General features: G+C 52.3%; 26 protein-coding genes. 17 read left to right on the top strand and 9 right to left on the bottom strand.

All coding sequences use genetic code 11. The features are described 5' to 3' along the window. Positions 1 to 52 precede the first annotated feature (52 nt). A complete protein-coding gene (locus AB9F26_RS13360; RefSeq protein WP_369768245.1) occupies positions 53 to 706 on the top strand; it encodes a YggS family pyridoxal phosphate-dependent enzyme in 654 nt (217 codons plus the stop codon). Here AB9F26_RS13360 and AB9F26_RS13365 read toward each other — a convergent pair. Next, entirely contained in the window at positions 703 to 1164 is a 462-nt protein-coding gene (locus tag AB9F26_RS13365; RefSeq protein ID WP_335584056.1) for a L,D-transpeptidase family protein, read from the bottom strand. The two genes, AB9F26_RS13360 and AB9F26_RS13365, sit on opposite strands and share 4 nt — an antisense overlap. 41 nt (positions 1165 to 1205) lie before the next feature. Next, complete coding sequence (ribA, locus tag AB9F26_RS13370) at positions 1206 to 2297, bottom strand: GTP cyclohydrolase II (protein WP_335583997.1); 1092 nt, start codon at positions 2295 to 2297, stop codon at positions 1206 to 1208. A gap of 162 nt (positions 2298 to 2459) precedes the next feature. On the opposite strand from ribA, the gene AB9F26_RS13375 reads away from it, so the two are divergent. Then, on the top strand, positions 2460 to 3146 hold the full coding sequence (locus AB9F26_RS13375; RefSeq protein ID WP_039003364.1) for a response regulator transcription factor: 687 nt from the start codon (positions 2460 to 2462) through the stop codon (positions 3144 to 3146). Positions 3147 to 3214: 68 nt separating this feature from the next. Here AB9F26_RS13375 and AB9F26_RS13380 read toward each other — a convergent pair whose 3' ends face one another. Continuing rightward, on the bottom strand, positions 3215 to 4267 hold the full coding sequence (locus AB9F26_RS13380) for a Hint domain-containing protein (protein WP_369768247.1): 1053 nt from the start codon (positions 4265 to 4267) through the stop codon (positions 3215 to 3217). Positions 4268 to 4518: 251 nt separating this feature from the next. Here AB9F26_RS13380 and xth point away from each other — a divergent pair, with 251 nt between their 5' ends. Genes xth through AB9F26_RS13400 form a run of 4 tightly spaced genes read left to right on the top strand, consistent with a single transcriptional unit; the run spans position 4519 to position 7124 of the window. Then, complete coding sequence (gene xth / locus AB9F26_RS13385; protein ID WP_369768248.1) at positions 4519 to 5307, top strand: exodeoxyribonuclease III; 789 nt, start codon at positions 4519 to 4521, stop codon at positions 5305 to 5307. A gap of 49 nt (positions 5308 to 5356) precedes the next feature. Next, entirely contained in the window at positions 5357 to 6280 is a 924-nt protein-coding gene (gene trxA / locus AB9F26_RS13390) for a thioredoxin (RefSeq protein ID WP_335584000.1), read from the top strand. Positions 6281 to 6306: 26 nt separating this feature from the next. Further along, positions 6307 to 6945, top strand: a complete 639-nt coding sequence (locus AB9F26_RS13395) for an LON peptidase substrate-binding domain-containing protein (protein ID WP_335584001.1) — start codon at positions 6307 to 6309, stop codon at positions 6943 to 6945. Then, complete coding sequence (locus AB9F26_RS13400; protein WP_335584002.1) at positions 6942 to 7124, top strand: Trm112 family protein; 183 nt, start codon at positions 6942 to 6944, stop codon at positions 7122 to 7124. Before AB9F26_RS13395 ends, AB9F26_RS13400 begins: the two co-directional genes overlap by 4 nt. Here AB9F26_RS13400 and AB9F26_RS13405 read toward each other — a convergent pair. Beyond that, positions 7121 to 8347 carry a UbiH/UbiF/VisC/COQ6 family ubiquinone biosynthesis hydroxylase gene (locus tag AB9F26_RS13405; RefSeq protein WP_369768249.1) on the bottom strand — a complete coding sequence of 409 codons (1227 nt, stop codon included), beginning with the start codon at positions 8345 to 8347 and terminating at the stop codon, positions 7121 to 7123. The two genes, AB9F26_RS13400 and AB9F26_RS13405, sit on opposite strands and share 4 nt — an antisense overlap. Before the next feature lie 90 nt (positions 8348 to 8437). Here AB9F26_RS13405 and AB9F26_RS13410 point away from each other — a divergent pair, with 90 nt between their 5' ends. The 4 genes from AB9F26_RS13410 (at position 8438) to AB9F26_RS13425 (ending at position 14713) form a co-directional block, all read left to right on the top strand. Next, the gene (locus tag AB9F26_RS13410; protein WP_369768250.1) at positions 8438 to 9766 is read left to right on the top strand and encodes an amidase; all 1329 of its coding nucleotides are present in this window, start codon (positions 8438 to 8440) and stop codon (positions 9764 to 9766) included. Between the two features lie 127 nt (positions 9767 to 9893). Then, complete coding sequence (locus AB9F26_RS13415; RefSeq protein WP_335584005.1) at positions 9894 to 11075, top strand: aminotransferase class I/II-fold pyridoxal phosphate-dependent enzyme; 1182 nt, start codon at positions 9894 to 9896, stop codon at positions 11073 to 11075. A 6-nt stretch (positions 11076 to 11081) separates the two neighbouring features. Then, positions 11082 to 14042: a DNA translocase FtsK 4TM domain-containing protein gene (locus AB9F26_RS13420; protein WP_369768251.1), complete on the top strand. Its 2961-nt coding sequence runs from the start codon at positions 11082 to 11084 to the stop codon at positions 14040 to 14042. 71 nt (positions 14043 to 14113) lie between these two features. Further along, positions 14114 to 14713 carry an outer membrane lipoprotein carrier protein LolA gene (locus tag AB9F26_RS13425; RefSeq protein ID WP_039003372.1) on the top strand — a complete coding sequence of 200 codons (600 nt, stop codon included), beginning with the start codon at positions 14114 to 14116 and terminating at the stop codon, positions 14711 to 14713. A gap of 10 nt (positions 14714 to 14723) precedes the next feature. Here the strand turns inward: AB9F26_RS13425 and AB9F26_RS13430 are convergent, their stop codons facing one another. Next, positions 14724 to 15308 carry a lytic transglycosylase gene (locus tag AB9F26_RS13430; protein ID WP_039003373.1) on the bottom strand — a complete coding sequence of 195 codons (585 nt, stop codon included), beginning with the start codon at positions 15306 to 15308 and terminating at the stop codon, positions 14724 to 14726. Between the two features lie 68 nt (positions 15309 to 15376). Continuing rightward, entirely contained in the window at positions 15377 to 16258 is an 882-nt protein-coding gene (locus AB9F26_RS13435; protein ID WP_369768252.1) for an AEC family transporter, read from the bottom strand. A gap of 83 nt (positions 16259 to 16341) precedes the next feature. On the opposite strand from AB9F26_RS13435, the gene hspQ reads away from it, so the two are divergent. Beyond that, positions 16342 to 16668: a heat shock protein HspQ gene (hspQ, locus tag AB9F26_RS13440; protein WP_039003375.1), complete on the top strand. Its 327-nt coding sequence runs from the start codon at positions 16342 to 16344 to the stop codon at positions 16666 to 16668. A gap of 3 nt (positions 16669 to 16671) precedes the next feature. Here hspQ and AB9F26_RS13445 read toward each other — a convergent pair whose 3' ends face one another. After that, positions 16672 to 18252, bottom strand: coding sequence for a gamma-glutamyltransferase family protein (locus AB9F26_RS13445; RefSeq protein WP_369768253.1), 1581 nt, complete (start codon positions 18250 to 18252; stop codon positions 16672 to 16674). A gap of 318 nt (positions 18253 to 18570) precedes the next feature. On the opposite strand from AB9F26_RS13445, the gene AB9F26_RS13450 reads away from it, so the two are divergent. The 6 genes from AB9F26_RS13450 (at position 18571) to AB9F26_RS13475 (ending at position 22519) form a co-directional block, all read left to right on the top strand. Further along, positions 18571 to 19782, top strand: a complete 1212-nt coding sequence (locus tag AB9F26_RS13450) for a tyrosine-type recombinase/integrase (protein WP_369768254.1) — start codon at positions 18571 to 18573, stop codon at positions 19780 to 19782. Then, positions 19779 to 20306 carry a hypothetical protein gene (locus AB9F26_RS13455; RefSeq protein WP_369768255.1) on the top strand — a complete coding sequence of 176 codons (528 nt, stop codon included), beginning with the start codon at positions 19779 to 19781 and terminating at the stop codon, positions 20304 to 20306. The genes AB9F26_RS13450 and AB9F26_RS13455 overlap by 4 nt, the downstream gene beginning before the upstream one ends. Before the next feature lie 157 nt (positions 20307 to 20463). Further along, the gene (locus tag AB9F26_RS13460; RefSeq protein WP_369768256.1) at positions 20464 to 20703 is read left to right on the top strand and encodes a helix-turn-helix transcriptional regulator; all 240 of its coding nucleotides are present in this window, start codon (positions 20464 to 20466) and stop codon (positions 20701 to 20703) included. Between the two features lie 150 nt (positions 20704 to 20853). Continuing rightward, the gene (locus tag AB9F26_RS13465; RefSeq protein ID WP_369768257.1) at positions 20854 to 21222 is read left to right on the top strand and encodes a hypothetical protein; all 369 of its coding nucleotides are present in this window, start codon (positions 20854 to 20856) and stop codon (positions 21220 to 21222) included. After that, a complete protein-coding gene (locus AB9F26_RS13470) occupies positions 21219 to 21836 on the top strand; it encodes a helix-turn-helix domain-containing protein (protein WP_369768258.1) in 618 nt (205 codons plus the stop codon). Before AB9F26_RS13465 ends, AB9F26_RS13470 begins: the two co-directional genes overlap by 4 nt. 332 nt (positions 21837 to 22168) lie before the next feature. Beyond that, positions 22169 to 22519 carry a hypothetical protein gene (locus AB9F26_RS13475; RefSeq protein ID WP_369768259.1) on the top strand — a complete coding sequence of 117 codons (351 nt, stop codon included), beginning with the start codon at positions 22169 to 22171 and terminating at the stop codon, positions 22517 to 22519. 104 nt (positions 22520 to 22623) lie between these two features. On the opposite strand, the gene AB9F26_RS13480 is transcribed toward AB9F26_RS13475, so the two are convergent. Continuing rightward, positions 22624 to 22947, bottom strand: a complete 324-nt coding sequence (locus AB9F26_RS13480) for a hypothetical protein (RefSeq protein ID WP_369768260.1) — start codon at positions 22945 to 22947, stop codon at positions 22624 to 22626. Positions 22948 to 23682: 735 nt separating this feature from the next. Beyond that, positions 23683 to 24126 (bottom strand): ATP-binding protein, encoded by a 444-nt coding sequence (locus tag AB9F26_RS13485; RefSeq protein ID WP_369755326.1) that lies wholly within the window; start codon positions 24124 to 24126, stop codon positions 23683 to 23685. Positions 24127 to 24164 lie beyond the last annotated feature (38 nt).

The raw sequence follows: 24164 nt of genomic DNA on the forward strand, positions 1-24164 counted from the left end.
TTTCTTTTTGTCCAGACTGTGGCTCATTGGGGTGAACTCAAAAGGCCATATTATGTCTCTGAAAAACACTCTTTCCAAAATTCAGTCCGCAGAATCTAGTGCTGGACGTCCTACTGGATCCACCAAGCTTATTGCGGTTTCCAAGGTGCAACCACTTGAGCGCGTGCGCGCAGTTCTAGATCAGGGGCACAGGATTTTTGGCGAAAACAAAGTGCAAGAGGCCGCCGGAAAATGGCCTGACCTACGCGCGGAATACGGTCCTGTGGAATTGCATCTTCTCGGCCCTCTCCAAACAAACAAAGCCCGTCAAGCGATGGAGCTTTTTGATGCTATCCACACCCTAGATCGCCCAAAACTGGCCACCACGCTAGCGCGATTAACCAAAGAGGTTGGTAGCTGCCCGAAATTGTTTGTCCAAGTTAATACAGGTGCGGAAGAGCAAAAAGCGGGTGTCTCTGCCGACGAGGCGGACGGTTTTATCGAAATGTGCGTAGGGCATGGTTTGCCGGTCGTTGGCCTCATGTGCATCCCCCCTGTTGACGAAGATCCAAGCGTACACTTCGCCCTACTAGCGGAAATAGCGGCGCGAAATCATCTATCTGAGCTTTCGATGGGGATGAGTGGCGATTTCGAAGTTGCCATAAAAGCAGGCGCAACCTACGTCAGAGTTGGTTCTGCAATTTTCGGCGCGCGCAGCTACAACTAGGCCTTTACTACAATTCTGCTATTGGGCGCCCATCGCGCCAATATCCATTGCAAATTCTGCCGTGAAAAAGCGATGCACCCTTCGGTCGGGTGCCGCGGTTTCCGCCATTGGTGCACAAAAATTGCCGACCCCAATCCGGGGGTAGCCTGTGGGTAATTGTAATCCGTGTATAAAACCACATCATATAGGGGGTCGGCGCGGAACAACGTCTCGTGGCTAAATTTATAAAACCGTTGAGTTTTTCGGCTATTATATTCTGGATCACGCGAGTCGTCCGACCATATATCGGCTGGGCCGATCGCATCCATTGGAAATGGAACGTGTGGCCGTCGAAGCCGCGACTGTCGGAATCCTCCTCCAACTAGACGCATTTCCTGTCTCGGCGTCCCGCCATCCCCCTCACGTTTATTGGCGACAAAACCGCCTTTCCCGATGGAGCAGGGAATACGCCGCCCCATAAACCGCGCCCCCCAACGGGTTACGACAAGGTCGGATGGCTTCACAGCAGATGCCCGGATTTTGCGGCTTTCGTCGCAAGATAGGCGTGATTATGTGCGTTTTCGCCAACCTTCAGCGGCACGCGTTCGACAACTTGAATGCCGTTCGCCTGCATCATTTCAACTTTAGCAGGGTTGTTCGTGAGGAGGTTAACGCTTTGAAACCCCATGCGTTTTAGGATTTCCGCACCAATGCGAAAGTCGCGCTCATCATCCTCAAATCCAAGGCGATGATTGGCCTGAACAGTGTCAAACCCCTGATCTTGAAGGGAATAGGCGCGCATTTTATTGGCAAGACCAATCCCGCGCCCTTCCTGATTGAGATAGAGCAAAACACCCGCCCCATTCTCGCCCATCGCTGCAAGAGCTGCGCGCAGCTGCGGACCACAGTCGCATTTTAAACTGCCGATAAGGTCACCCGTAAAACACGCAGAATGCAGGCGAGAGAGCACGGGTTTCCCACGATCTGGGCGACCAATTTCCACTGCATAATGCTCTTCACCGCCATCAAGTGGGCGGAAAACATGCAGGCGCCCCGCTTCGGAAACCTCTAGGGGGACGCGTGCCGAAGCTACCAAAGTAAGAGGCGACATTGCATCAATTTCCGCTTCAGCGTCCTCAAGGGGCACATGGGTTAAATCGTTTTCGTGGGCGAACGCGAGGCCGTTTTCAATTGGCAATAGAACGGCGGACGGCAGTAATCGCGCGGCCTTGGCCAACCCGATTGCGGATTTTGCAATGCAACTTCCGCCCTCGCGAAGGGTTTTGAGGGGCCCTTTCATCGGCGCTCTCAGGTCGTTTTCTGGATCGGCAACCGCATATATCCATTTTGTGTCGGCATCGCTCGGAACGACTATTCGTGCAACTTGCGAGTCATAAGCGCGCGCCTTGAGTGTCTCGGCTCTGCGGGTTGTTATGGCCAAAAGAAGAGGCACGCTCAATTCGCGAAGGTCCGAAAGGCGGGCAGGGGTCAATGTTTCTGACGCAATGACAAGTGCCGACTCGCCGGCTTTGGATAGGACGATTGGTGCGCCCATTCGAAGGTCTGCACGGGCACGGGCAAGCCGCTCGGAGAGGGTTGGGGTCAGGGGCATTCGCAAAACTCTGTTACAACATTCATCTGATATGTAACCATTCTGGGTGGGAATTGAAACATAAGGCTGGTTTTCCACACGTCACCGTGATTATTCCTGCCAGCCTCTTGTTTTGCGCCTCTCAGAGGAACAACTCTTATCACAAGCAACGGAGGTTTCCCCATGGTAGCGCTCAAGAAAATACTACTGGTCGACGATGATGACGACCTACGTGAAGCTCTTTCAGAGCAATTGGTTATGACCGAAGACTTTGATGTTTTCGAGGCAGATTCGGGTGCTACGGCGATGGTGAAAGCCAAAGAAGCCATTTATGAGTTGGTGATATTGGACGTCGGCCTACCTGATACCGATGGCCGTGAACTGTGTCGCTTGATGCGCAAGCAAGGGATTAAATGCCCGATTGTGATGCTTACCGGGCATGATAGCGACGCGGATACGATCCTTGGACTCGACGCAGGTGCAAATGATTACGTCACCAAGCCGTTCAAGTTTCCCGTCCTTTTGGCCCGTATTCGGGCGCAATTACGCCAGCACGAACAGAGCGAAGATGCGGTTTTTCAACTGGGTCCATATACATTCAAGCCCGCGGTCAAAATGTTGATTACCGAGGACGAAAAGAAGGTGCGCCTGACCGAAAAGGAAACAAACATCCTTAAGTTTTTGTACCGCGCCACGGGCAGTGTCGTAGCGCGGGATGTTTTGTTGCATGAGGTTTGGGGCTATAACGCAGGGGTCACAACCCACACGTTAGAGACACATATCTATCGTCTGCGGCAGAAAATTGAGCTTGATCCAAGCAATGCGCGTCTTCTTGTTACCGAAAGCGGCGGGTATCGCCTCGCCTCCTAAAAGTTCCCGGCGACTGGGTTAAGTCGCACCTCCCTGTTGACTTGCCCGGGCCTTGTGCCCGGGTTTTTTTATGCAAATAACGGTGCGGCTTGATAGGCTTTTAGGCTCGGTTTGGCGGCACTGAATGCGCTCCAATCCTCCTCAAGTTCTGGAAACAACGCATAGAGTTCATTCTGAACTTCGGCGGCCATTCCTTCACATACTTCCGCGCCAGGCAGAAAGCTTTCTGAAGGTAAACCTTCGGAGAAGATAACTTCGTGATGGTCAAATAGTAGGTGAATATAAGTAACGCCGTCGGTTGGGAGGTGCCGAGAAATCGTCGTACCGTTCACCAAATGCTTGGCTGCAACCAAGACTTCGTCCTCGCCATAAAACAGTTCGGCACGCCAATCGGAAATCAATACACGATGCTGTGGCGAGACGAGAAGATCACGCTTTGGTACGCCATTCCCAAGAGCCCCTTTTTGAATCAAAACAGGCTCAAACACAGGGTATAATGCTAACTCATCACGCGAAAACTTGACTTCGCCCTTCCAGCGCAGGGGCTTTAGCCCGTGTTCCAATGTCTCCACCAAGTCACCAGGTGAAAGCGTCTCAATCGCGCGGGGACCGCTGGCGGTTTCGATTAAAGTTTTGGGTGTGAAACAGGCGGGGGACGCGTAGTCTTCGTAGTTTGTAACACCTGGCGTTGGCCCCTCAGATGCAGAAATAACCGTAAGAGGAACCCCAACAGGTGGAAACCCACCAACCGGACCGATAAAAGCCAAACCTTCGATCGTTCCGTAAGTATTAGTATCACCAGGTTCCCGAATGTTCATCGCAATTATGGTGTAATTGTTTCCATCGGGATCTTGGACCTGGAACTGGAATTCAGCCTCAATAATCGCGCCCGCGTTATAGTCCGTACCGGCGTAAGTTATATCCTCGCTCAGCGACTGGCCTTCATCGTTATCGTCGAATGACCCGTTTCCATCGGTGATGTCTATGGTTTCCCAAAATTTGGAATTCAAGGTGATCGTTTCCCCAATCAAGTGGGTCCCGTCACCTTGGCTAATGCCGGAAAGGGATTCGCCTCCGGATACCGAAATTTGATCGTCTGCTAACGTATAGAGTATTGGCATGTTTTTTCCCATTCGTCCTGATCACGTGCATTTCTAGCAAGGATTCAAGGTGAAAATTGGAGGCCTTTGAGGCAACAAAGGGGCATTAGCCGTTATTTTGGTTAATATTCGGAAACAAAAGGCAAGGTAATTGCATAGAACTTGCAGGAGTAAACTCGAAATCCGGCGGTTACGGCTTCGAGAAATCCTTTTGGGTGGTTATTCCGTCAGCTCCGCCCTATTCTTGGGAAACGAAAATTTTGGAGCGCTACATGTCTTTTACTCTCTGCACCTGGAATATCAATTCTGTGCGCCTTCGTGAACCTATCGTACTGAAATTACTTGAGGAACAGGCGCCGGACATTTTGTGCTTGCAGGAATGTAAAAGCCCTGTGGATAAAATTCCGACCGAGGCTTTTCACGCGCTTGGTTATACGCATATGGTGGCAAACGGCCAAAAGGGGTATAATGGGGTCGCGATCCTTTCGCGCCTTCCGCTTGAGTTGGTCGGGATGCACGATTTCGCCAATCTTGGGCACGCACGACATGTGGCGGCGAAACTCGAAAATGGCGTAACGATTCATAACCACTATGTGCCAGCGGGCGGCGACGTGGCCGATCGTTTGGTGAATGAGAAATTCGGTCAAAAGCTCGATTACCTCGCTGATATGCGGGATGATTTCCGCGCCAATATGCCGAAAAAGTCCATTTTGGTCGGAGATTTGAATATTGCCCCACGGGAAGACGATGTTTGGGATCACAAAAAACTTCTGAAAGTGGTGAGCCATACGCCGATCGAAGTTGAAAAATTCGAAGAGGCCCGTGAATCTGGCGATTGGCATGATGTGACGCGGGCCGATATTCCAGAGGGTAAGGTCTATAGCTGGTGGAGCTATCGGGCCAAAGACTGGTCGGAGGCAGACAAAGGGCGGCGTTTGGATCACATTTGGGCGACGGGCGATATTAAAAGCGCGGGTCACAGCAGTCGAATTGCACGCGACGCGCGCGGGTGGGAGAAGCCGAGCGACCACGCGCCAGTCTTTGCAACCTTTGACCTTTAGGGTCGCAACCCCCATATAGATAGAAATGACGTTAATTGGATTGTGATCGATGCTTGAATTTGGAAAAACAGATGCGCCCGCCGAACCTACGGATGAGACCCTAATCAAGGAGTCTTCTGAGGCCAACTTCTTGGAAGATGTGATCGAAGCCAGCAAAGAGGTTCCGATCATAGTTGATTTCTGGGCGCCGTGGTGCGGCCCGTGCAAAACACTTGGGCCAGCACTCGAAGCTGCGGTGACCAAAGCTGAGGGCGCCGTCAAAATGGTAAAGGTCGACGTTGACCAAAACCCCGGAATTTCCGCTCAATTACAGATTAAATCCATCCCTACAGTTTATGCTTTCTGGCAAGGACAGCCAGTGGACGGATTTCAGGGGGCACTCCCCCCTAGTGAGATTGACCAGTTTGTTGAGCGTATCGCTGCAATGGGGCCTGGTGCGCCCGATGGTGGACTCGCAGATGCGGTCGAGGCTGCCGAGGCAATGTTTGAAGCTGGCGAATTTGACGATGCCCTGCAAACATTCGTAGCGATCACCGAAGAGGATCCCATGAATGTGCCATCCTTTGCGGGTATTATTAAGTGCCATTTGGCGCTTGGCGAAGTAGAAGAGGCCGAGGCTGTGCTAAACGGTATTCCGGCGGAAATATCCGAGAGTAAAGCTATTGAAGCGGTACGGGCGAAAGTAGATTTAGCGAAGCAAGCCGCAAACGCAGGTCCGGAAACTGAGCTTTCTGCTGCTGTGGAGGCCAATCCAGACGATCATCAAGCCCGTTTCGATCTGTCCACTGCGCTACTTGCTGCAGGTGATACCGAAGGGGCTGTGGAAGCTCTTTTGGAGCTATTCAGGCGGGATAGAGACTGGAACGACGGCGCTGCCAAATCTCAAATGTTTACCATTTTTGATGCCTTGGACATGAAAGATCCGATCGCTCTGAATGGGCGGCGCAAACTGTCCTCAATGATTTTTGTGTAATCGAAAACCGGAGCGAGTTCAAAACAATGAAATTGCCCGTCAATTTTCCAGAGACCTTACCGCTCTTTCCAATTGATGGGGCGCTGCTCCTTCCGCGCGGGAGGCTGCCTCTGCAAGTCTTTGAGCCGCGTTTTTTGGCGATGGTTGATGATTGCCTAAAGACGGATGACCGTATGATCGGCCTCATCCAGACCGAGAAAGGTAAAGGCGAAACGACGTATCAGAATGTTGGCTGTGCCGGTCGGATCGTCGGTTTTTCAGAAACTGCCGATGGGCGGTACATGATTACACTTTCGGGTGTGTCACGGTACCGACCTTTGGACGTTCGCGAGAGTTTTAAACCCTACTTAGTCACGACGCCAAGCTGGACGGGTTTCGAACGAGATGTGGCTGGACCAGAGCATGATCCAGAGTTTCCGCGGGATGATTTTATTCCGTTGCTTCAAAAGTATTTTCATATGCAAGAATTGGAAACCGATTGGGAAAATTTGTCAGGAGCCGAGGACGAATTGTTGATCAATTCCCTGTCGATGCTCTGTCCATTTGAGCCAGAAGAGAAGCAAGCACTATTGGAAGCTGTGGATTTGAAAGCACGTCGAGAAACGCTTCAGGCTTTGATGGAAATGGCCATTCATGCAGGGTCACAGAAGGAACAAATACAATGACAAATGAAGGATTTTTTGACCCGAAAATGCTCGAAAGCTTGGTGTGCCCTCTGACGCAAGCGCGGCTCGACTACGACGCCAAAAATGCGGAGCTCATCTCAAAACCGGCCAATCTGGCCTTTCCGATCCGCAATGGCATTCCTGTAATGTTAATTGATGAGGCGCGCGAACTCGATTAAATCGGGCGTCCTTGCAGCAGTTTGGGAACGTCTCCCGTTAGGCCCGCAGCTTCGCGCATTAAGCGTCGCCGCGCACCCGGAATGGCATTGACCAAACCTAGTCCCAAATCCCTTACGGCCCGAAGCGCAGAATTATCGTTTGAAAATAAAGCGTTGAATCCGTCTGTCGCACCCGCAAGGGCTGCCGTATCAAAGCGTCGCCATTGTTGATACCGCGCCAAAACATCAGAGGCACCGAAGTCTTCTCCGCGACGTTTGGCTTCTATAATTACTTGCGCTAATGCGCCGACATCTCTCAAGCCAAGGTTGAGACCCTGGCCCGCGATTGGATGCACCGCATGTGCCGCGTCTCCAATGAGGGCCAAACGTTGGGCAACCATTTTTGGGGTGACCGAAAGGGTAAGGGGATAGGAAAACCTTCCACCTGCCAACGAAATATCTCCCAGAAAACTCCCAAACCTTGGGCGCAACTCTTCCAGAAAATCGGCGTCCGAGAGCGCCTTGATCCTATCGGCATTCTCGTGCGTTTCGCTCCAGACAATGGACGAAACATTTCCCGGAAGGGGTAAAATCGCCAGCGGCCCCGACGGCATGAAAAACTGATGTGCACAGCCCTCGTGTGGCAGGTCATGCGCAACGGCGGCAACCAAGGCGGTCTGGCCGTAATCTTTGTTGTCTCTGGTAATTCCTGCTCGCTCTGCGGTCTGGCTTTTTTTGCCATCCGAACCAATGAGGAGGCGGGCAGCAAGAGTTTTTCCTGAGGCTAATGTCACAGTGGCACCGGTTGCCGTCTGTTCTTGGGAAACAACGGTTTCACCCGAAATAGTCTCTATTCTGGGTTCTTTTTCCAGCGCATCCAAAAGTGCGAACCTTAAGAAGCGATCCTCAATCATATACCCCATGGGGCCTTCTTCGAGTTCACGATGATCAAAGTGCAGCACAAATGGAGAAGGACCTTCGCCCGCGCGCCCATCGGTGACTTTTACATCCAAGATTGGTTGGGAATGATGCGCGATCCCCGACCAAACGCCCAAAGCGCTCATTAGTTTTTGTGAGGACAACGCCAACGCATACCCGCGCCCGTCAAAATCATTCGCTTTTCGAACTTGGGTTGGGAGGGCGTCTACGAGGATGACACTCATCCCACCTTGAGCGAGGGCCAAAGCCATTGACGCGCCGTTAAGCCCGCCGCCTACAATCAGGATATCGGAATCAAATTTCATACAGGTATATTGGCGCTTTTAGCGGGATTGTCCATGTGGTCGGTCGTCGCTAGAGTCGCAAATTGCAAATATGGTATTAGGGGTGGAAAAATGGATTGGCTAAAAGCGACGGCCTCGGATTTGGGGCGAGCGATTGGGAGCGGTGATGTTCATCCCGTTGAACTCACGCAATGCTATCTTGATGCCATTAATACGCACCCTCTAAGCGCCAAGATCTATACACAGGTAACACGCGAACGCGCGTTGGCCGAAGCTGCGGAATCGGCAAAAAGGGCACGAATTGGGGCGCGTTTGGGTCTGTTGGACGGTGTACCCGTCAGTTGGAAAGATCTTTTTGACAGTGCAGGGGTGGCGACCGAAGCGGGAAGCGATTTACTCGCTGGCCGTGTGCCTGAAAGCGATGCCGAAGTCCTGAAGGCCGCAACGTTTGGCGGATCTGTTTGCCTTGGAAAAACGCATATGTCCGAGCTGGCGTTCTCGGGACTTGGGCTAAACCCAGTGAAGGAAACCCCTCCCTGTGTGAATGATGCGGAGGCTGTCCCCGGTGGAAGTTCGTCGGGGGCTGCGACATCGGTGGCTTATGGGCTTGCCCCTATTGCGCTTGGTTCTGATACGGGAGGGTCAGTACGGATTCCGGCCGCTTGGAACGATCTGGTCGGCCTTAAAACCACATCTGGGCGGATCTCTTGTAAAGGCGTCGTGCCTCTTTGTGAGCGGTTTGATACCGTGGGACCACTGTGTCGGTCGGTTGAGGATGCGGCGCAGGCTTTGGCGCTCATTGAGGGGCGAAAACCTGTTGACCTTGGGGGCGTGGGGCTTGGAAATGTTCGTCTAGGTGTGCTGCAAACCATTGCGCAAGCGGACGTGGAAGATAAGCCGGCTCTTGGTTTTAATCAGGCTCTAACTCGCCTAAATTCGAATGGCGCACAGGTTGAGGATGTCATTTTTCCCGAATTGCATGAGGCGATGGCGCTCTCCCCTATACTGTTTTCTAGCGAGGCGTATGGGACATGGAAGGACGTTATCGAAGCCAACCCCGAGAAAATGTTTCCTGAAATTCTAGAGCGTTTCCGAAGCGGAGCAACTTTTCTCGCATCCGACTTTGTTGCAGGTTGGCGCAAGATTGATGAAATTCGCGCAAAGTGGAATTTGGAAATGGCGGGGTATGACGCGATTGTCCTACCCACGGCTCCGATCCTTCCGCCAAACCAAAAACGTCTTCTCTCGGACCATTCATACTATTCTTCACGGAATTTACTGGCATTGCGAAATACCAGAATTGGGAATTTGCTTGGACTATCGGCTCTAACGTTGCCCACAAGTGTGGCGTCGGCTGGATTTATGTTGATGGGAAAGCCCATGGGCGAAGAGGCGTTGCTTAGAATTGGGCGTGCTGCGGAAATTGCACTTGCTCAATAGGCTGACCTAAATGCCACATGCATATGGCCAAGCTGCGGATAACAACGGCGTTTTTCTGGACCAAATCCCTTTGCACAGGTAGTCTCGAAACATACGGGGCGCTTATGATCCCGACATTGAGGCATATATGGTTTTTCCAGAGCGGTTTTCGAATCTGCCAGAATACGCATTTCCGCGTTTAAGAACGCTATTGGACTCGCACGCACCCGGCGGCGAGCCATTTGCTATGACCATCGGCGAGCCGACACATCCGTTCCCACCCTTTGTCACCGACGTAATCGCTGAAAATGCTGCGGGTTTTAACCGATATCCTCCAAATGATGGAGCGCCAGAACTCTTGGCCTCGATCGCTGGATGGATTGAGCGGCGATATAATGTTGCCTTGCCCAGTTCTCAGGTTATGACTGTGAATGGCTCACGGGAAGGGCTTTACAACGCGGCGATGGCGCTTTGTCCTGAAAATAAAAACGGCATTCCGGTCGTGCTCATTCCCAACCCGTTTTATCAAGTTTACGGGATTGGCGCGATTTCAGTGAACGCGGAATCCATTTATGTTTCTGCCGAGCGTGAGACGGGATATATGCCGAATTACGCTGGATTAGAGCCTAAAACTCTTCGTCGTACGGCCCTCGCGTATATCTGTTCGCCGTCTAATCCACAGGGTGCAGTCGCAAGTCGCGCCTATTGGAAAGAACTGATTACCCTTGCCGAGAAGTATGATTTTCAAATTCTAGCGGATGAGTGTTACTCCGAAATATATCGGGTTGATGCACCGGTTGGTGTACTTCAAGTTGCTGCAGAAATGGGTGCTGATCCCGAACGCGTCGTGATTTTTCACTCCTTATCGAAGCGATCAAACCTGCCTGGTTTGCGGTCTGGATTTATTGCGGGTGGCCCAGAGACGATGGCGCGTTTGAGCTTACTTCGGGCCTATTCTGGCGCCCCTTTGCCTCTGCCACTTCAAATGGCGGCCGCAAAAGTCTGGGATGATGAGGCACATGTAGTTGCGAACCGAAAGCTCTATGCGGAAAAATTCGATATTGCAGATGAAATATTCGACGGCATCGAAAATTACGAATCTCCCGAAGCCGGTTTTTTCCTTTGGCTTCCGGTTGAGGATGGCGAGGCTGCAGCGTTAAAGCTTTGGCGCGAAACGGGTGTACGGGTTCTTCCCGGTGCTTATCTTAGTCGCGACGTTAACGGACATAATCCGGGTCAGGGCTACATTCGTGTCGCCCTCGTGGCCCCAAAAGAAGAGGTGCGGGCGGGTCTGAAGAAGATCCGAAACTGTATCTATAGCGAAGGATAGTAGAGTATGGCGTATCAAACACGGCAACGAGACCCATTGTTGGACTCCAATGTAACGGCCGCCATCGAAAGACGCGGCAAAGAACTCATTGGTGTCGCAATGGTCGTTGCAGGCCTTTTGACGACGTTGATACTTGCGTCTTACTCACCCACGGACCCAAGTTGGTTTTCCGCCACAAGCGCCCCGATCCAAAACTGGTTGGGTGGCTTTGGTGCGGCGATCGCGTCGCCACTTTTCATTATCGCAGGCGTCGCGAGTTGGGGTGTTCCCATTGCGATGCTTGTTTGGGGCGTGCGATTTGCGGCGCATCAAGGCGAAGAGCGCGCTATCTCACGGTTGATTTTCCTACCGATTTGGATTGCGATTTTTTCGGTTCATGCCGAAACTTACGCGCCATCCGTAAGCTGGGATCACAGCTTTGGGTTGGGCGGTATGTTCGGTGAAATGGTGTCCGGAGGATTGCTCAACGCAGTTGGCGTTACAACGACGGTCGGTTTCAAACTGTTTTCGCTGGTTTCTGGTGTGGCAATGTTGGGGGCTGCTGTCTTTGTGTTGGGCTTCACTAAACCTGAGTTGCGCGTTATCGGCCGGTTCCTCCTCGTGGGTTTGATCATGGGGTACGCGCGCCTAATGACCCTCATGGGGCGTGGTGCGAATGAAGCTGTTCTGGCCGCGAAACGTGTTCAAGAGAGCCGGAACGAGCGCCGTGAAATGGCGGCTCGCATTGCGGAGGAAGACGCGGTTTTCGAAGAGCATCTAGACGGTGATCTTCACGTACAGCCCGTGGTTGCTCGCCCTCAACAAGCTCATCGGCCGGCGCAGGTTGTGCGTGCGGAACCTGTTCTTTCGGCACCTAAATCGCGTGCCGCCCCTGCACGTGACATCCAAGAACCCGCACAGGTCTTGGCCGCTCCCGCCCCTATGGTTGCGCCGACACATGCGGCACCTGCTCCTAAACCGGGTTTGTTTGCGCGCGTACCTTTGCTGAAAAAACGTAGCCCTGCGCCTGTTCAAGACATGCCCGCTGCCAAGGTTGAGGCGTCGGGCGATATGGACGACGAGGCTCGAATCAAAGCGCGAATTTCTGAGATCATCAAGTCTCGTGTGCGTCATGCGCCGCGTGCCAGTGTTCGGGCAGAGCCCAAAATGCTACGATCCCAAAAACCGGCCCCCTTGGTTTTGAACTCTCCTACCGCGGTCGAAAATTTTGCAGAATACGAAACCGAAGAGGCCGTGTTAGAGACTGATACCTATGAGTATCCGCAGGAGGTAGAACCGCAGATTACGCCTGATATCGCCCCGACGCCGCCACCTGTTGCCAGAGTGGCCGCACCCCAACTTCCTTCTGCGCCGATCACAAAACCTATGGTTCAACACGGCGCACGCAAACCGATCCTTCCTTCCCGTCAGGCGCAAGCCGAAGCGCAGCCTGCATTGCAATTTGAGGAATCTGCGACCGAGTTTGAGTTACCGCCCCTCTCGCTGTTGGCCAGCCCAGGTTCGGTTCAGCGCCACATTTTGTCGGATGAAGCGCTCGAAGAAAACGCGCGGATGCTTGAAAATGTATTGGACGATTATGGCGTGAAAGGCGAAATCGTCGCCGTTCGTCCCGGCCCAGTTGTCACAATGTATGAACTTGAGCCTGCGCCCGGTTTGAAAGCCAGCCGTGTTATCGGCCTTGCGGATGATATTGCGCGCTCAATGTCGGCGCTTTCCGCGCGTGTTTCCACCGTACCTGGTCGCTCGGTTATTGGGATCGAGTTGCCCAACGTAAACCGTGAAATGGTTGTGCTGCGCGAAATTCTTGCGGCGCGGGATTTCGGCGATTCCAGCATGAAATTGCCGCTTGCTTTGGGTAAGGATATTGGCGGGGAACCGATCGTAGCCAACCTCGCCAAAATGCCCCACCTTTTGATTGCGGGGACGACCGGCGCAGGTAAATCCGTGGCAATCAACACGATGATTTTGTCACTGCTGTATAAGCTGACGCCCGAAGAGTGCCGCCTGATTATGATCGACCCTAAGATGCTCGAGTTGAGTGTTTATGATGGCATCCCCCACTTGCTTAGCCCCGTCGTAACAGACCCTAAAAAGGCCGTTGTGGCCCTGAAATGGGTCGTTGGCGAAATGGAAGAACGCTATCGCAAGATGTCCAAAATGGGCGTCCGGAACATTGACGGGTATAACGGGCGCGTCAGTGATGCGCTTGCGAAGGACAAGATGTTTAGTCGAACCGTGCAAACGGGCTTTGACGATGAAACTGGCGATCCAACTTTTGAAACCGAAGAATTTGCGCCAGAAAAAATGCCCTATATCGTTGTTGTTGTTGACGAGATGGCAGACCTTATGATGGTCGCGGGCAAAGAAATCGAAGCCTGTATCCAGCGGCTTGCTCAAATGGCGCGTGCCTCAGGTATTCACCTGATTATGGCCACGCAGCGTCCGTCTGTTGACGTTATCACAGGGACGATCAAGGCCAACTTCCCGACCCGTATTTCGTTCCAAGTGACCAGCAAGATCGACAGTCGTACGATTCTTGGCGAAATGGGCGCCGAGCAACTTTTGGGTATGGGTGACATGCTTTATATGGCTGGCGGCGGTAAAATTAACCGTATTCACGGCCCGTTCTGTAGCGATGAAGAAGTCGAGGAAGTTGTTAACCACCTCAAGGCCTATGGCACGCCCGAATATATGTCTGGTATTGTTGATGGGCCTGCAGAGGGTGCGGAGAGTGAAATCGACCTCGTGCTTGGCCTTGGTGGGAACACCACAGGTGAAAACGCGCTCTATGACCAAGCGGTTGCGATTGTGTTGAAAGATCGGAAATGTTCGACCTCTTATATCCAACGCAAGCTGGCCATCGGCTATAACAAGGCCGCGCGTCTTGTTGAGCAAATGGAAGACGAGAACTTAATTTCCGCAGCCAACCACGTCGGGAAACGCGAAATTTTGGTGCCCGAACAATAGATAACGGCAGATAAACGCTTTGTGATTTCGGCTGGGTAGTAATCTGACCGAAAGCAGTTAAGTATAAATACATGAAACATTTACGCTTCCTTTTAGTACCCGTTTTGGCTGTCAGCATGGCTTTGCCTGCGGCTGCCGAGAAAATCTCCCTCAAGGAGATTTCTAACTATTTCAATAGCTTCTCTACTGCTCAGAGTCGCTTTAGCCAAGTGAATGCCGATGGTTCAAAATCATCGGGCAATATGTTTATGCAAAGGCCGGGCAGGGCGCGGTTTGAGTATGATAAGCCCGATGACACGCTGGTGATTGCTGGTGGGAGCCAAGTGGCCATCTTTGACCAAAAATCCAACACGGGACCTGAGCAGTATCCGCTCAACCGTACGCCATTAAGCATTATTCTTGCGAAAAATGTGAACCTTGGCGGAGCGAGAATGGTGGTTGGGCATGGCACACGCGGCACAGATACCGTTGTGCGCGCCCAAGATCCGAAAAACCCCGAATACGGAAGTATTGATCTCATCTTTGAAGCGAATCCGACGCGCCTTATCGAATGGATAATTAACGACGCGGCGGGGAATGCGGGCACGCGCGTTATTTTTGGCGATTTCAAGACTGGCGTGAGTTTACCCGCCAGCCTCTTTAATATTACGCTCGCCTCGAGAGAGCGATAGTCTGTGCGGCCTAAATCTTGCCGCACTGCCTAAGTTGAGCTTCGTAAAGCCTCGAACGGTCGTCGACGCTTTGTGAAACTCTAATGAGCCATGCTTTGGAATTATGCGATCCGCGCGCATAGCCGGCTCTGCCTTCATGGTAGGCAAGATACTGGTTGCGCGCATCTGCTTTGGAAATCCCGAGCTTGCGTGCACTTTCGTCCATGTACCAACCCATGAAATCGACAGCGTCAGAAAAATCGTCGCGCTTAGCGCTGCGACGTCCAGTAGACGCGCGATACTCATCCCAAGTCGCATCCAGCGCCTGACTATAGCCATAGGCAGAACTTTGACGGCCCATAGGTATGATGCCCAGTGCATACTGATGTGGCGTGCGCGCATTGCCGATGAATTTGCTCTCTTGGTAAAGAGTCGCCATTTGCACGTTTATTGGAATATCCCAGCGCCGCTGGGTTTTTTTCATGGCCTTGTAATATTTACCGCGCTGATTGAGGATTGAACAGGCGTCGTTTAAATTGCGTGGGGCGGAATTATCACCCCCACCGCATGCGGCGACCAGAATCATCAATACTGTTGCGCGAAGAAGTCTGCTCATATGCCCCTCGCTTTTTTTCAAACAGGATAACGTAAATTCACCCATTTGGAAATAACAATCAGTTGATTTTAGATCAGGAATCCAAGCGCGAGGGGAATCACGGCGACAGAAATGAGGGTTGAAACCACAACAAGGCCAGCAACGGCATTGGAATCAGCCCCATATTTCTCGGCTAGCATGTAGGAGGTGACAGCAACGGGTGTCCCGACTTGCAGGATCAAAACCGCCAGTGCCACATGTGGGAGGTCCAGCCAAACACCGATTCCCGCAGCCACACCGATACAAATCGCAGCCTTAAGGAGGGAAAGCCAAAACGCCTGCCCCAACCGCCCCGGCTTTAATCGCGCGACTGCGACACCAAGCGTTATGAGCATCATCGGAATGGCCATTTGCCCCACAAGCTCAAGCGCGTTCGTCAAAAATTTCGGGGTTTCCCAGCCTTGCCACATGAAGATCGCACCAAGTAGTGTGGCGCCGACCATCGGCTCCTGAAGGACTTTGCTCAAATTGCCCCCACCAGAGACAATCCAGACCCCAAAAGTGAAACTCCAGATCGCCATTACTGCAAAGACTACAATGGCATAGGCGAAACCTTCTTCGCCAAACGCAAAGAAGGCAAGGGGGAGGCCAACGTTACCTGTATTGCCGAAAATGAGGGAGGGGAGGAAGCTGCGGACGTCCAATTTCAACGCGCGCACAACGAGATAAAAGACCAGCGTCAAAACGGCATAGGTAACGATCGATGCGACGAGCAATAGCGACAGCGCCGACGGGTCAATCTTGGTTTGCATCAAAGCGACGAAGATCAATGCGGGGATCGATATCGTCATGGCCATGCCGGTTACAAACTGTACGCGGTACTCAAATCCGAGCCGCACCCAGACGTATCCGATGCTTGCTAAAATGAAGACAGGAGCGACAATTTCGAGGACTGTTAAAACTACGTCCACAGTCTGTTTCCAGCATTTTGCGTCTCTATCATGGACAATCCCCGTCTCCATTGTTTAGTAACCTTATGGGGAGCTATTAAGCTATGCTGAAGACACGTGCAAAATATTATCTTGGCCAAGTTGTTCGCCATCGCAAACATCCGTTTCGCGGTGTGGTTTTCGATGTCGACGCTATGTTTGCAAATACCGATGAGTGGTATGAGGCGATCCCTGCCGAGAGTCGCCCCAACAAAGATCAGCCATTTTACCATCTGCTGGCCGAAAACGATAAGAGCTACTACGTCGCCTATGTTTCCGAGCAGAACCTCATTGCGGATTATACGGGGATTCCGATAAGCCACCCTGATTTGAGTGACATGTTCGGTGATTTTGAAGACGGAAGCTATCCGCTTCAGTTTCAGCTCAATTAACCCCTAATACCCCAAAGCACAGCCATCTTTACGGGGATCGGATGCGCCCTGAAGGACGCCTCGCTCCCAATCAATGAGAATCGCTTGGGCACCGCCGATTGCAGTATCCGGGGTGGATAAAGTGTGCCCCAATGCTTCGAGTTCCTGCTGAACTTTCGCAGAATAGCCGCGCTCGATGTTCATAACCCCAGCGTCGCTAAAACTGCGCGGCGCATCTATTGCTGCCTGTGGGTGCATGCCAAAGTCCGCTGTGTTCGAGACGAATCGCGCGTGTCCATTGGGTTGATACGCGCCGCCCATAACCCCGAACGGCATGATAACTTTGCCGTTCTGTTTGAGCATACCCGGAATGATCGTGTGCATGGGGCGCTTGCCGCCTGCGGCCTCATTTGGGTGGCCTTTGTTCAGCATGAAACCCGCGCCACGGTTTTGAAAGAGGATGCCGAATTTATCCGACGCAAGGCCCGACCCAAAGCTGTGAAAGATAGAATAGATCAAAGAAACTGCCATGCGATTGCGATCGACGACCGTAATGTAAATGGTGTCCTTATGAACGGATTCTGAAAGTGGAGCGGCCGCGGCCATCGCGCGCTTAGGGTCAATCAAAGCGGCGAGTTGTTCTGCTGTCTTTGCGGCTAACATATGGTCCAACCGGCCCGCATAATCCGCATCAGAAAGGAACCGGTTACGTGCGTCATAAGCAAGTTTGGCGGCTTCGGCCTCAACATGCGCGCGCTGGCTACCGAATGGATCCATAGAAGCGATATCGAAATGACTGAGGATATTGTTCATTAGAATGGCGGTTGCGCCTTGGCCATTGGGTGGATGCTCGAACAATTCGAGATGTTTATAGGTTCCCGAAAGCGGGGTCGTGTACGCGCTGGATTCTGTTTCAAAATCGTCGAGAGTGTGGGTTCCGCCAAGCGCTTGTAGGGAGTCGACCATGTCTTGGGCTACTTCTCCGGTATAAAACGCATCTCGTCCGTCCAAGGCGATTCTACGCAGAACTTCTGCTTGTTGTGGCGCTCGGAAAACTTGCCCAACTTCAGGGGTTTTCCCGTCGATTAGGTAGTAGTCGCGGGCAACACCCTGCAGGGAGTCCTCAGCGATCTTCCAGTCCATTTGGGTGCGTGGTGCAACCGGAATACCCGCCGTTGCATAGTGAATCGCGGGGGCCAATGAACCCGCTAATCCCATTTTTCCATAATCTTTTGAAAGCCGACAAAAGGCGTCGATCGCACCCGGAATTGTGATAGACGCGACGCCCCCGACGGGCATTGTCTTGTGCCCCTCTGCGCGCAATATTTCTGCGGATAATCCGGCTGGCGCGCGGCCCGAGCCATTTAGGGCAATGATATCGTTGCCGTCTGCGGGTTTAACTAGAACGAAACAGTCGCCGCCTATTCCTGTCATTTGGGGTTCGCAAACGCCAAGGACAACAGCGCCCGCGATCGCAGCATCAACCGCATTTCCACCAGCTTCCAAAATTTGGCAAGCGATTTTCGCCGCTAAAGGGTGCGAAGTGGCACACATACCGTTTTCGGCAAAAACTGGGGAACGTCCGGGTAGTTGAAAATCACGCATGCTGGTCTCCTCACGTTAGAAACGGAGACTAGAGCGGCTCTGGCGGTATTCCAAGTTCGAAATGGGGGGAAGTAGTGCCTCGACGCTGCGGTACTGGGTGGGGGCTGTAAATCCCCGCCCGTACTTTTTCCACCAATTGTCAGGGCCTCTCAGGAGGCCTCATAACGTCCAGTAAACAAAGGCTTTTAACTGGACTGCGCGCCTCAGAATGTCTACAGTATTCTCAGTGCTTCCCATCAAGAAGCGAACAAAAAGCGCCCCCAGCGCGCCCCAGAAACGTCAAAAAGCGCCCCAGCTTTTACAATTGGAACCGGACACATGAAAACAGAATTGACCGCAATTGGACTGCGCAAGCTCGCAAAGCCTCAAAAGGGCCGAGTCGAACTGACTGACACCAAGTCGCGCGGGTTGAGCTTCAGGCACACGGCAAAGGGCGAAATGAGCTGGTCGGTGCGTCTGAAGGTGCATGGCCGCGATAGGCGCTTTCAGCTTGGCCTTTACCCGGAGGTTACGCTTTCAGCGGCGCGCATTGCTTGCGAAAAGATGCGCTCCGAAGTGGTCGCAGGCAAAGACCCAGTGAAAGACAGGCGCGAAGCCAGCACCCAAGCAATCGGCTTGACCGTCGCCGATACGCTGGACCTTTACAACGATCTGCACCTTTCAGGCTCAAAGTATCAGGAAAGGCGCATGCGAATGTTTAAGCGCGCCTTAAAAGCACACTTGAAACGCCCCGTGTCAGATTTGAAGCAATCCGACCTTCAGCGCATGGTTGACGTAGTAGCAAGGGACGCGCCAATCGCGGCTAATCGGCTGGTGTCAGAGCTTAAGCATTTCACGGGCTGGGCTTTTCGGAGGGGCTACCTTGAGGCGCACGTTGGCGCCGCGCTTGAGAAGCCTACCAAGGAAAAGCCACGGGACCGAATATTGAGCTTTGAGGAGATTGGGGCAATCTGGCACGCGACGGAAGCGCTTGGCCCCATGGTTGGCGGTTTTGTGCGTGTTTTGATGCTTACGGGGCAGCGGCGCGGCGATGTTGCAGGGATGCGCTGGGAGGAGATTGAGGGCAATCGCTGGGAAATTCCAAGCACCAGAACCAAAAACGCCAAGCCTCACATTGTCCACTTGAGCGCGTCTGTCTTGGAAGTGCTTGCAGATGTGAAAGACGCTGAGCCTCAAGGTGCTGCGCGCCGCAAAGGTGTTGTTTTCAGTCACGGTGCAGGGAACGAAATCAAAACCTTTCACCGATACAAAGCAACCTTGGACAGTTTGTCAGGCGTTGCGGATTGGACGTTTCACGACTTCAGAACGGCCTTTGCTTCGCATTGCGCTGAAAGCGGCATTTCAGAGGGAATTGTTGATCGGGTCCTGAACCACGTTGCGGGTGGTTCTCAGGTTTCAGCGATTGCGCGCGTGTACCAAAGATCGGAGCTGTTGGCCCCGCGTGCTCAAGCGCTGGACCGTTGGGAAAGCATTGTGCTGCGCGCGTCTGGTGATGCTGAGGCGGGTAAAGTTGTGAGGCTTGCAACATGAGCTTGGAGGAGGAGAACAAGCGCTTGGAGGCGCGCGTAGCTGAGCTTGAGGCAGAGTTAACAAAGGAGAAAATCGCCAACAATTTCCTTGAGCTCGTGATCGAAGGTCAAGTTGCTGAGCTTTGCCGAGCCCACGACTTGCGAACCGAACTTCTACAAATGCTGGACCAGTACGTTGTGATGACTGACCGAACACATGAGAATTTTAATAAATTCAACGCGCTTGGCCAAAAGAACAATGAGGAGCGAGAGGTGCTTCGTGATAAGTATTTGCGCGCCCAGAAAGGGCTAAACGCTGGCACAGTTGCAAACGCCAAGCGGAGCGCTGAGTGGCGAACTGAGGCTGAGCGCTTGCGCGATATTTGTATATCGGAAGGCAAGAACTACTCAAAAATGCTTGGACATGTTTTGAGTGGTTTGGCGGTTTGGGCTGAGGGAATCAAGAGTCCGCGCGTCCCAAAGGAAGAGACTCTTCGCAAAAAAGAAGGCTTCAGAAAGAAGGATTACCCAGATCACTTAGGTTGAATTTAAATTGAAGCGTGTTGAATTTCTGCAATGCTGGCAGGCTTTGCGGCCCCGAAGTAAATATTTCTGCAAAGCCTGCCAGCATTGCATTTCTTCTTGTTGCGTGGGTTTGGAGTTTCAGGAAACCTCAGGGCATCCAACTGAAAAGGTGCAACAAATGAGCGACAAAGACAAAAACACCGCAACCCCTCTGGCGTCCTACCCTGAGCGGCTTTTAACAATTCATGAAGCCAGCGACATGACAAGCAAGCCAATCTCCTCAATCTACAGGGACATTAATCGCGGTCGCTTTCCGCTTCCAGTTCAAGACACTGGCGCGCGGCGCTGGGTCCTGAGTGAATTGGTCCAGCACATCGAAGGCTTGAAGGCTCAGCGTGATGCGGTAAGCGCCGCTTAACGTAGTTTTGTGATCTGCGCGCTGTTGTCTGAGAGAGGCAGCGCGTGGAACCGGACAAGGTAGCCAGCGCGCCGCCAGAAAACACACAATCCATCAAAAAGGGCGTTTCCCGCAAAGCTTAGCGCTTCGCGGCGCGTGAAGCAATTTGCCATGAGCGAAGGACAACCAGAACTTTTCGAGGGGCTTGAGCCAAGGGAACCCGTTGAGGAGCGGCGTTTGCGTAAAAGGTGCGAGCACCAAGCGAAATCCATGAAAGACTCTGTGAAGGCTGGGAAGCAAGACGCGCGCAATGCGGTTAACAAAGCCGTGGCTTTTGGAGATTTGGTGCGCCCTAAATGCTGCGCGCATTGCGGCAAGTTCTGCGTTCCTGAGGGGCATCACTGGAGTTACTTGCGCGAACAGTGGCTTGATGTTGAGTGGCTGTGCAAGGGTTGCCACGTCAAAGTTCACCTTGAGCCGGACATTGACCCAAGACAGATTGATTGGGTTGAAGATTTGTCCGGCGAAGGTGACGCATGAACAGACCAGGCTTTGAGCCCGTCAGGGCCTCAACGTTGAACTCCAAGCTTGCACAGGACAGCAAGGAGAACGCAGAGCTTGAGGCGCGCGGCAATGCAAGAGCGCGCTGCACAGTGGCCCAAAGCAAGTCTCAGCGCGATGTTGAGAAGCATGTTGTGTCTCAGCTCGACGCCAAACGCCACAAGGCAAGCGCTCAGAAGATTGCGGGTTCTGACAAATTCAATACGCTGCGTTTAACACAAGAGTTTCTTGGGTGGTGGGGCGCGCTGTCGCGGCAAAGGAAGCACAAGGCTCTTGGTACGTCTGGTGGGGTTCTTTTGGTCTTGGCGATATACGCGGACAACAATCAAGAGGCTTGGCCGAGCATGGACACAATCGCGGACAATCTGGGTGTCACGTCAAGAACCTGTTCTAGCGCCGTTTCAAAACTCGAAGGCATGGGGTTGCTCACAGTCACAACAGATGGGGCCGAAGGACTCAACAGAGGGCGCACAAACCGATACCGGCTCAGTACCAAAAAGATGTTGGAATTGATGAGGGCAGAGGGGGAGCTCTCAGGCACATCGCTCGACCCACATGAGGAAGGAGGTTCCTTAAGTGGTGACGATTTGTGAAGTCGACATAGTGCGCCAGATGCACGTTGCGGGGGTGATTTGTGAAAACTGACATGAGGAAACTGTTGCGCGACATGAGGAAACTGTTGCGCGACATGAGGAAGGAGCTTCTGACAATCCCCATGAACCCCATGAAATACTAAGTAGGAAAACCAAAGCTCAGGACAAGGCAACAAGCGAAGCGAAGTGAAGCAACTGAAACGCAATTGCTGAGAGTGAAGAAAGGCAAGAAAACTATGTGTGACAGAAAACATCCAAAAGGCACAAACTTGACTGGTGGACCCAAGAGGAGCATCAATCGAAGTGGAACAAGGGTTGCTAGTGTTGGGGCCATGGTATCGCCAGAAGCAGAGCTTTGGATTGCTGTTGTCGCGCTTGCAGTGAAAGACGCGCTCAAGGGTGATGCGACTGCCCAGCGCTGGATTGCAGGGCAGGGGCGCGACATGCGCGAAACTTGCAGCCTTGCTGGTTCCGATTCAAGCATGGTTCACAGGGCCGCTTTGAAACTTGGCGCAATCGGTGTGGAACAAGCTGGGCCTCACATAGCGAGTCAAGCCACTCAGAAGGACCTCAGCGCTGGGCTGTTGCAGAGACTTGCAGCCTTGCGAGAAGTAATTGAGGGGCGCGCCTGTGTCGGGTTAAGTCCCAAGGGTAGCGACACAAGTTGGTTCTTCACTGGTTGATCTCCGATTGTCGATTTAAGGCCCACAGCTAACTAACCAACTAACTCCTTTACGACAATCTCTCCAATCTGAGATCTTCTTCAAACAACGTATTTATTTAAAATTCACCAATTTTTATCGGCTTCCCAGCCGTGGCTACAGGCTTGAACCACCTGATAACGAGTGAGGTAACTAGCACCCCCATAAAAAAGTGATCGGGTCAGTGAGCAGACTTTTTCTGCGGCATCCTTAGATGGGGCCGTTGAGCGGCAGATTGCTATCATCTCATCTGTCTTAATCTCGCCACCAGCAAAATATTCGGCAATTAATTTTTGGCACTGCGGTGATTGGCCTTCTGCTTCTGGGGCTTTGAAGGTCGAAACTGGCTGCGGTCCACATGACGCCAACTGAGTGAACAACAGGAAAGGCAGCACAATTTGTTTTTTCACGGGTTGTTCTCCGATTTTCGTCTGACTCTCAGAGTGTTAGTACCAACTAAACTACTCAAGGCAACTTCTGCCACCTATTTGCACCAAGCCTGCAACCACCACGCCAAACAACCAAGAAGGTTAAGCACACATCTGGCGTTACCCACACACAGCAAGTCAACTGTTATCAACAGCGGGTGGTTCGGCCAGAAGGAAAGCTTTACAGCGCCTTGCCCCAATTGTCGGGGCCGTTGGTATTGAGGTTTTATGTTCTCAGGTGGAAAACCGCTTTTCTGGGATGCCAAACGATCAGGCGTTGATTGAGATTGCGCGCCTTGTTGACACTTTGGAGGCTGTTGCCAGGAATCTTACTGCGCACGCCTAAAGTTGAAAAAGCCAGTCGTTACGTTTTCAGGGTTGGGCTTGGCTTCGCCTTAAGGATGAAAAAGCCACTTTTCGGGAGAATTTTGAGAATCAGACGATTGGTTTTTCTCAGCAAAGCGCATGCACAACGCGCCCCCAGCGCGCCCCAGAACGCAAAATGCACCCAAAACAGCTTCCAACTGTTGGGCTTAAGTATCTGATTTTATTAAAAAGTAGTCCTCGACGCCATGGTACTGGGTGGGGGCTGTAAATCACAGCGTCGAGGGAAGCTTTATGCAGCTACAAGTTCAATATGCTGGTCATTTCAGGCGACGTTAAGGTGCGAATAGGGCAATTTCGCGGCATTTGGCACACTCGGTAAATTGGATACGCTTATTTGGGCGCATTGAACGCTCTATTGCTAGAAAGCTGAAAACTCAAATGATTGCTTGCGCCAATTCTATTGTACACAAGGTTCTCGGCGATCTCATGGATGATGAGCCAACCCCATCCTCCCTCAGGAAGATCATCAAGCGCACAATCCAAATTCGTCTGAGTCGCTTGCGGGAGGGAATAGTGTGGCATAGGATCGCCGTGATCGATGATTTCTATCGACAGGTGTAAACCTTTCGCAGAAATAGAAATGAGGATTGGTCCAGGATCTCCATTTGCATAGGCATGTTCAACAATATTGTTCATGACCTCAGCCAAAACCAATTCGGTTACACTACAATTCTCGCCCGAAAACCCAAAAGCCATTAGCTGCTCGAGTATATTTTCGAGCGCTGATCTGACTGCCAATGCATTTCCCGGAAGGGTAATACTAATGTGCTGCATACCCAAGTCTTCTGGCATAAAGAGGAGCTCACTCAATG

This window comes from Falsihalocynthiibacter sp. BN13B15 (assembly GCF_041205415.1).
GTDB classification, from domain to species: Bacteria; Pseudomonadota; Alphaproteobacteria; order Rhodobacterales; family Rhodobacteraceae; genus Falsihalocynthiibacter; species Falsihalocynthiibacter arcticus.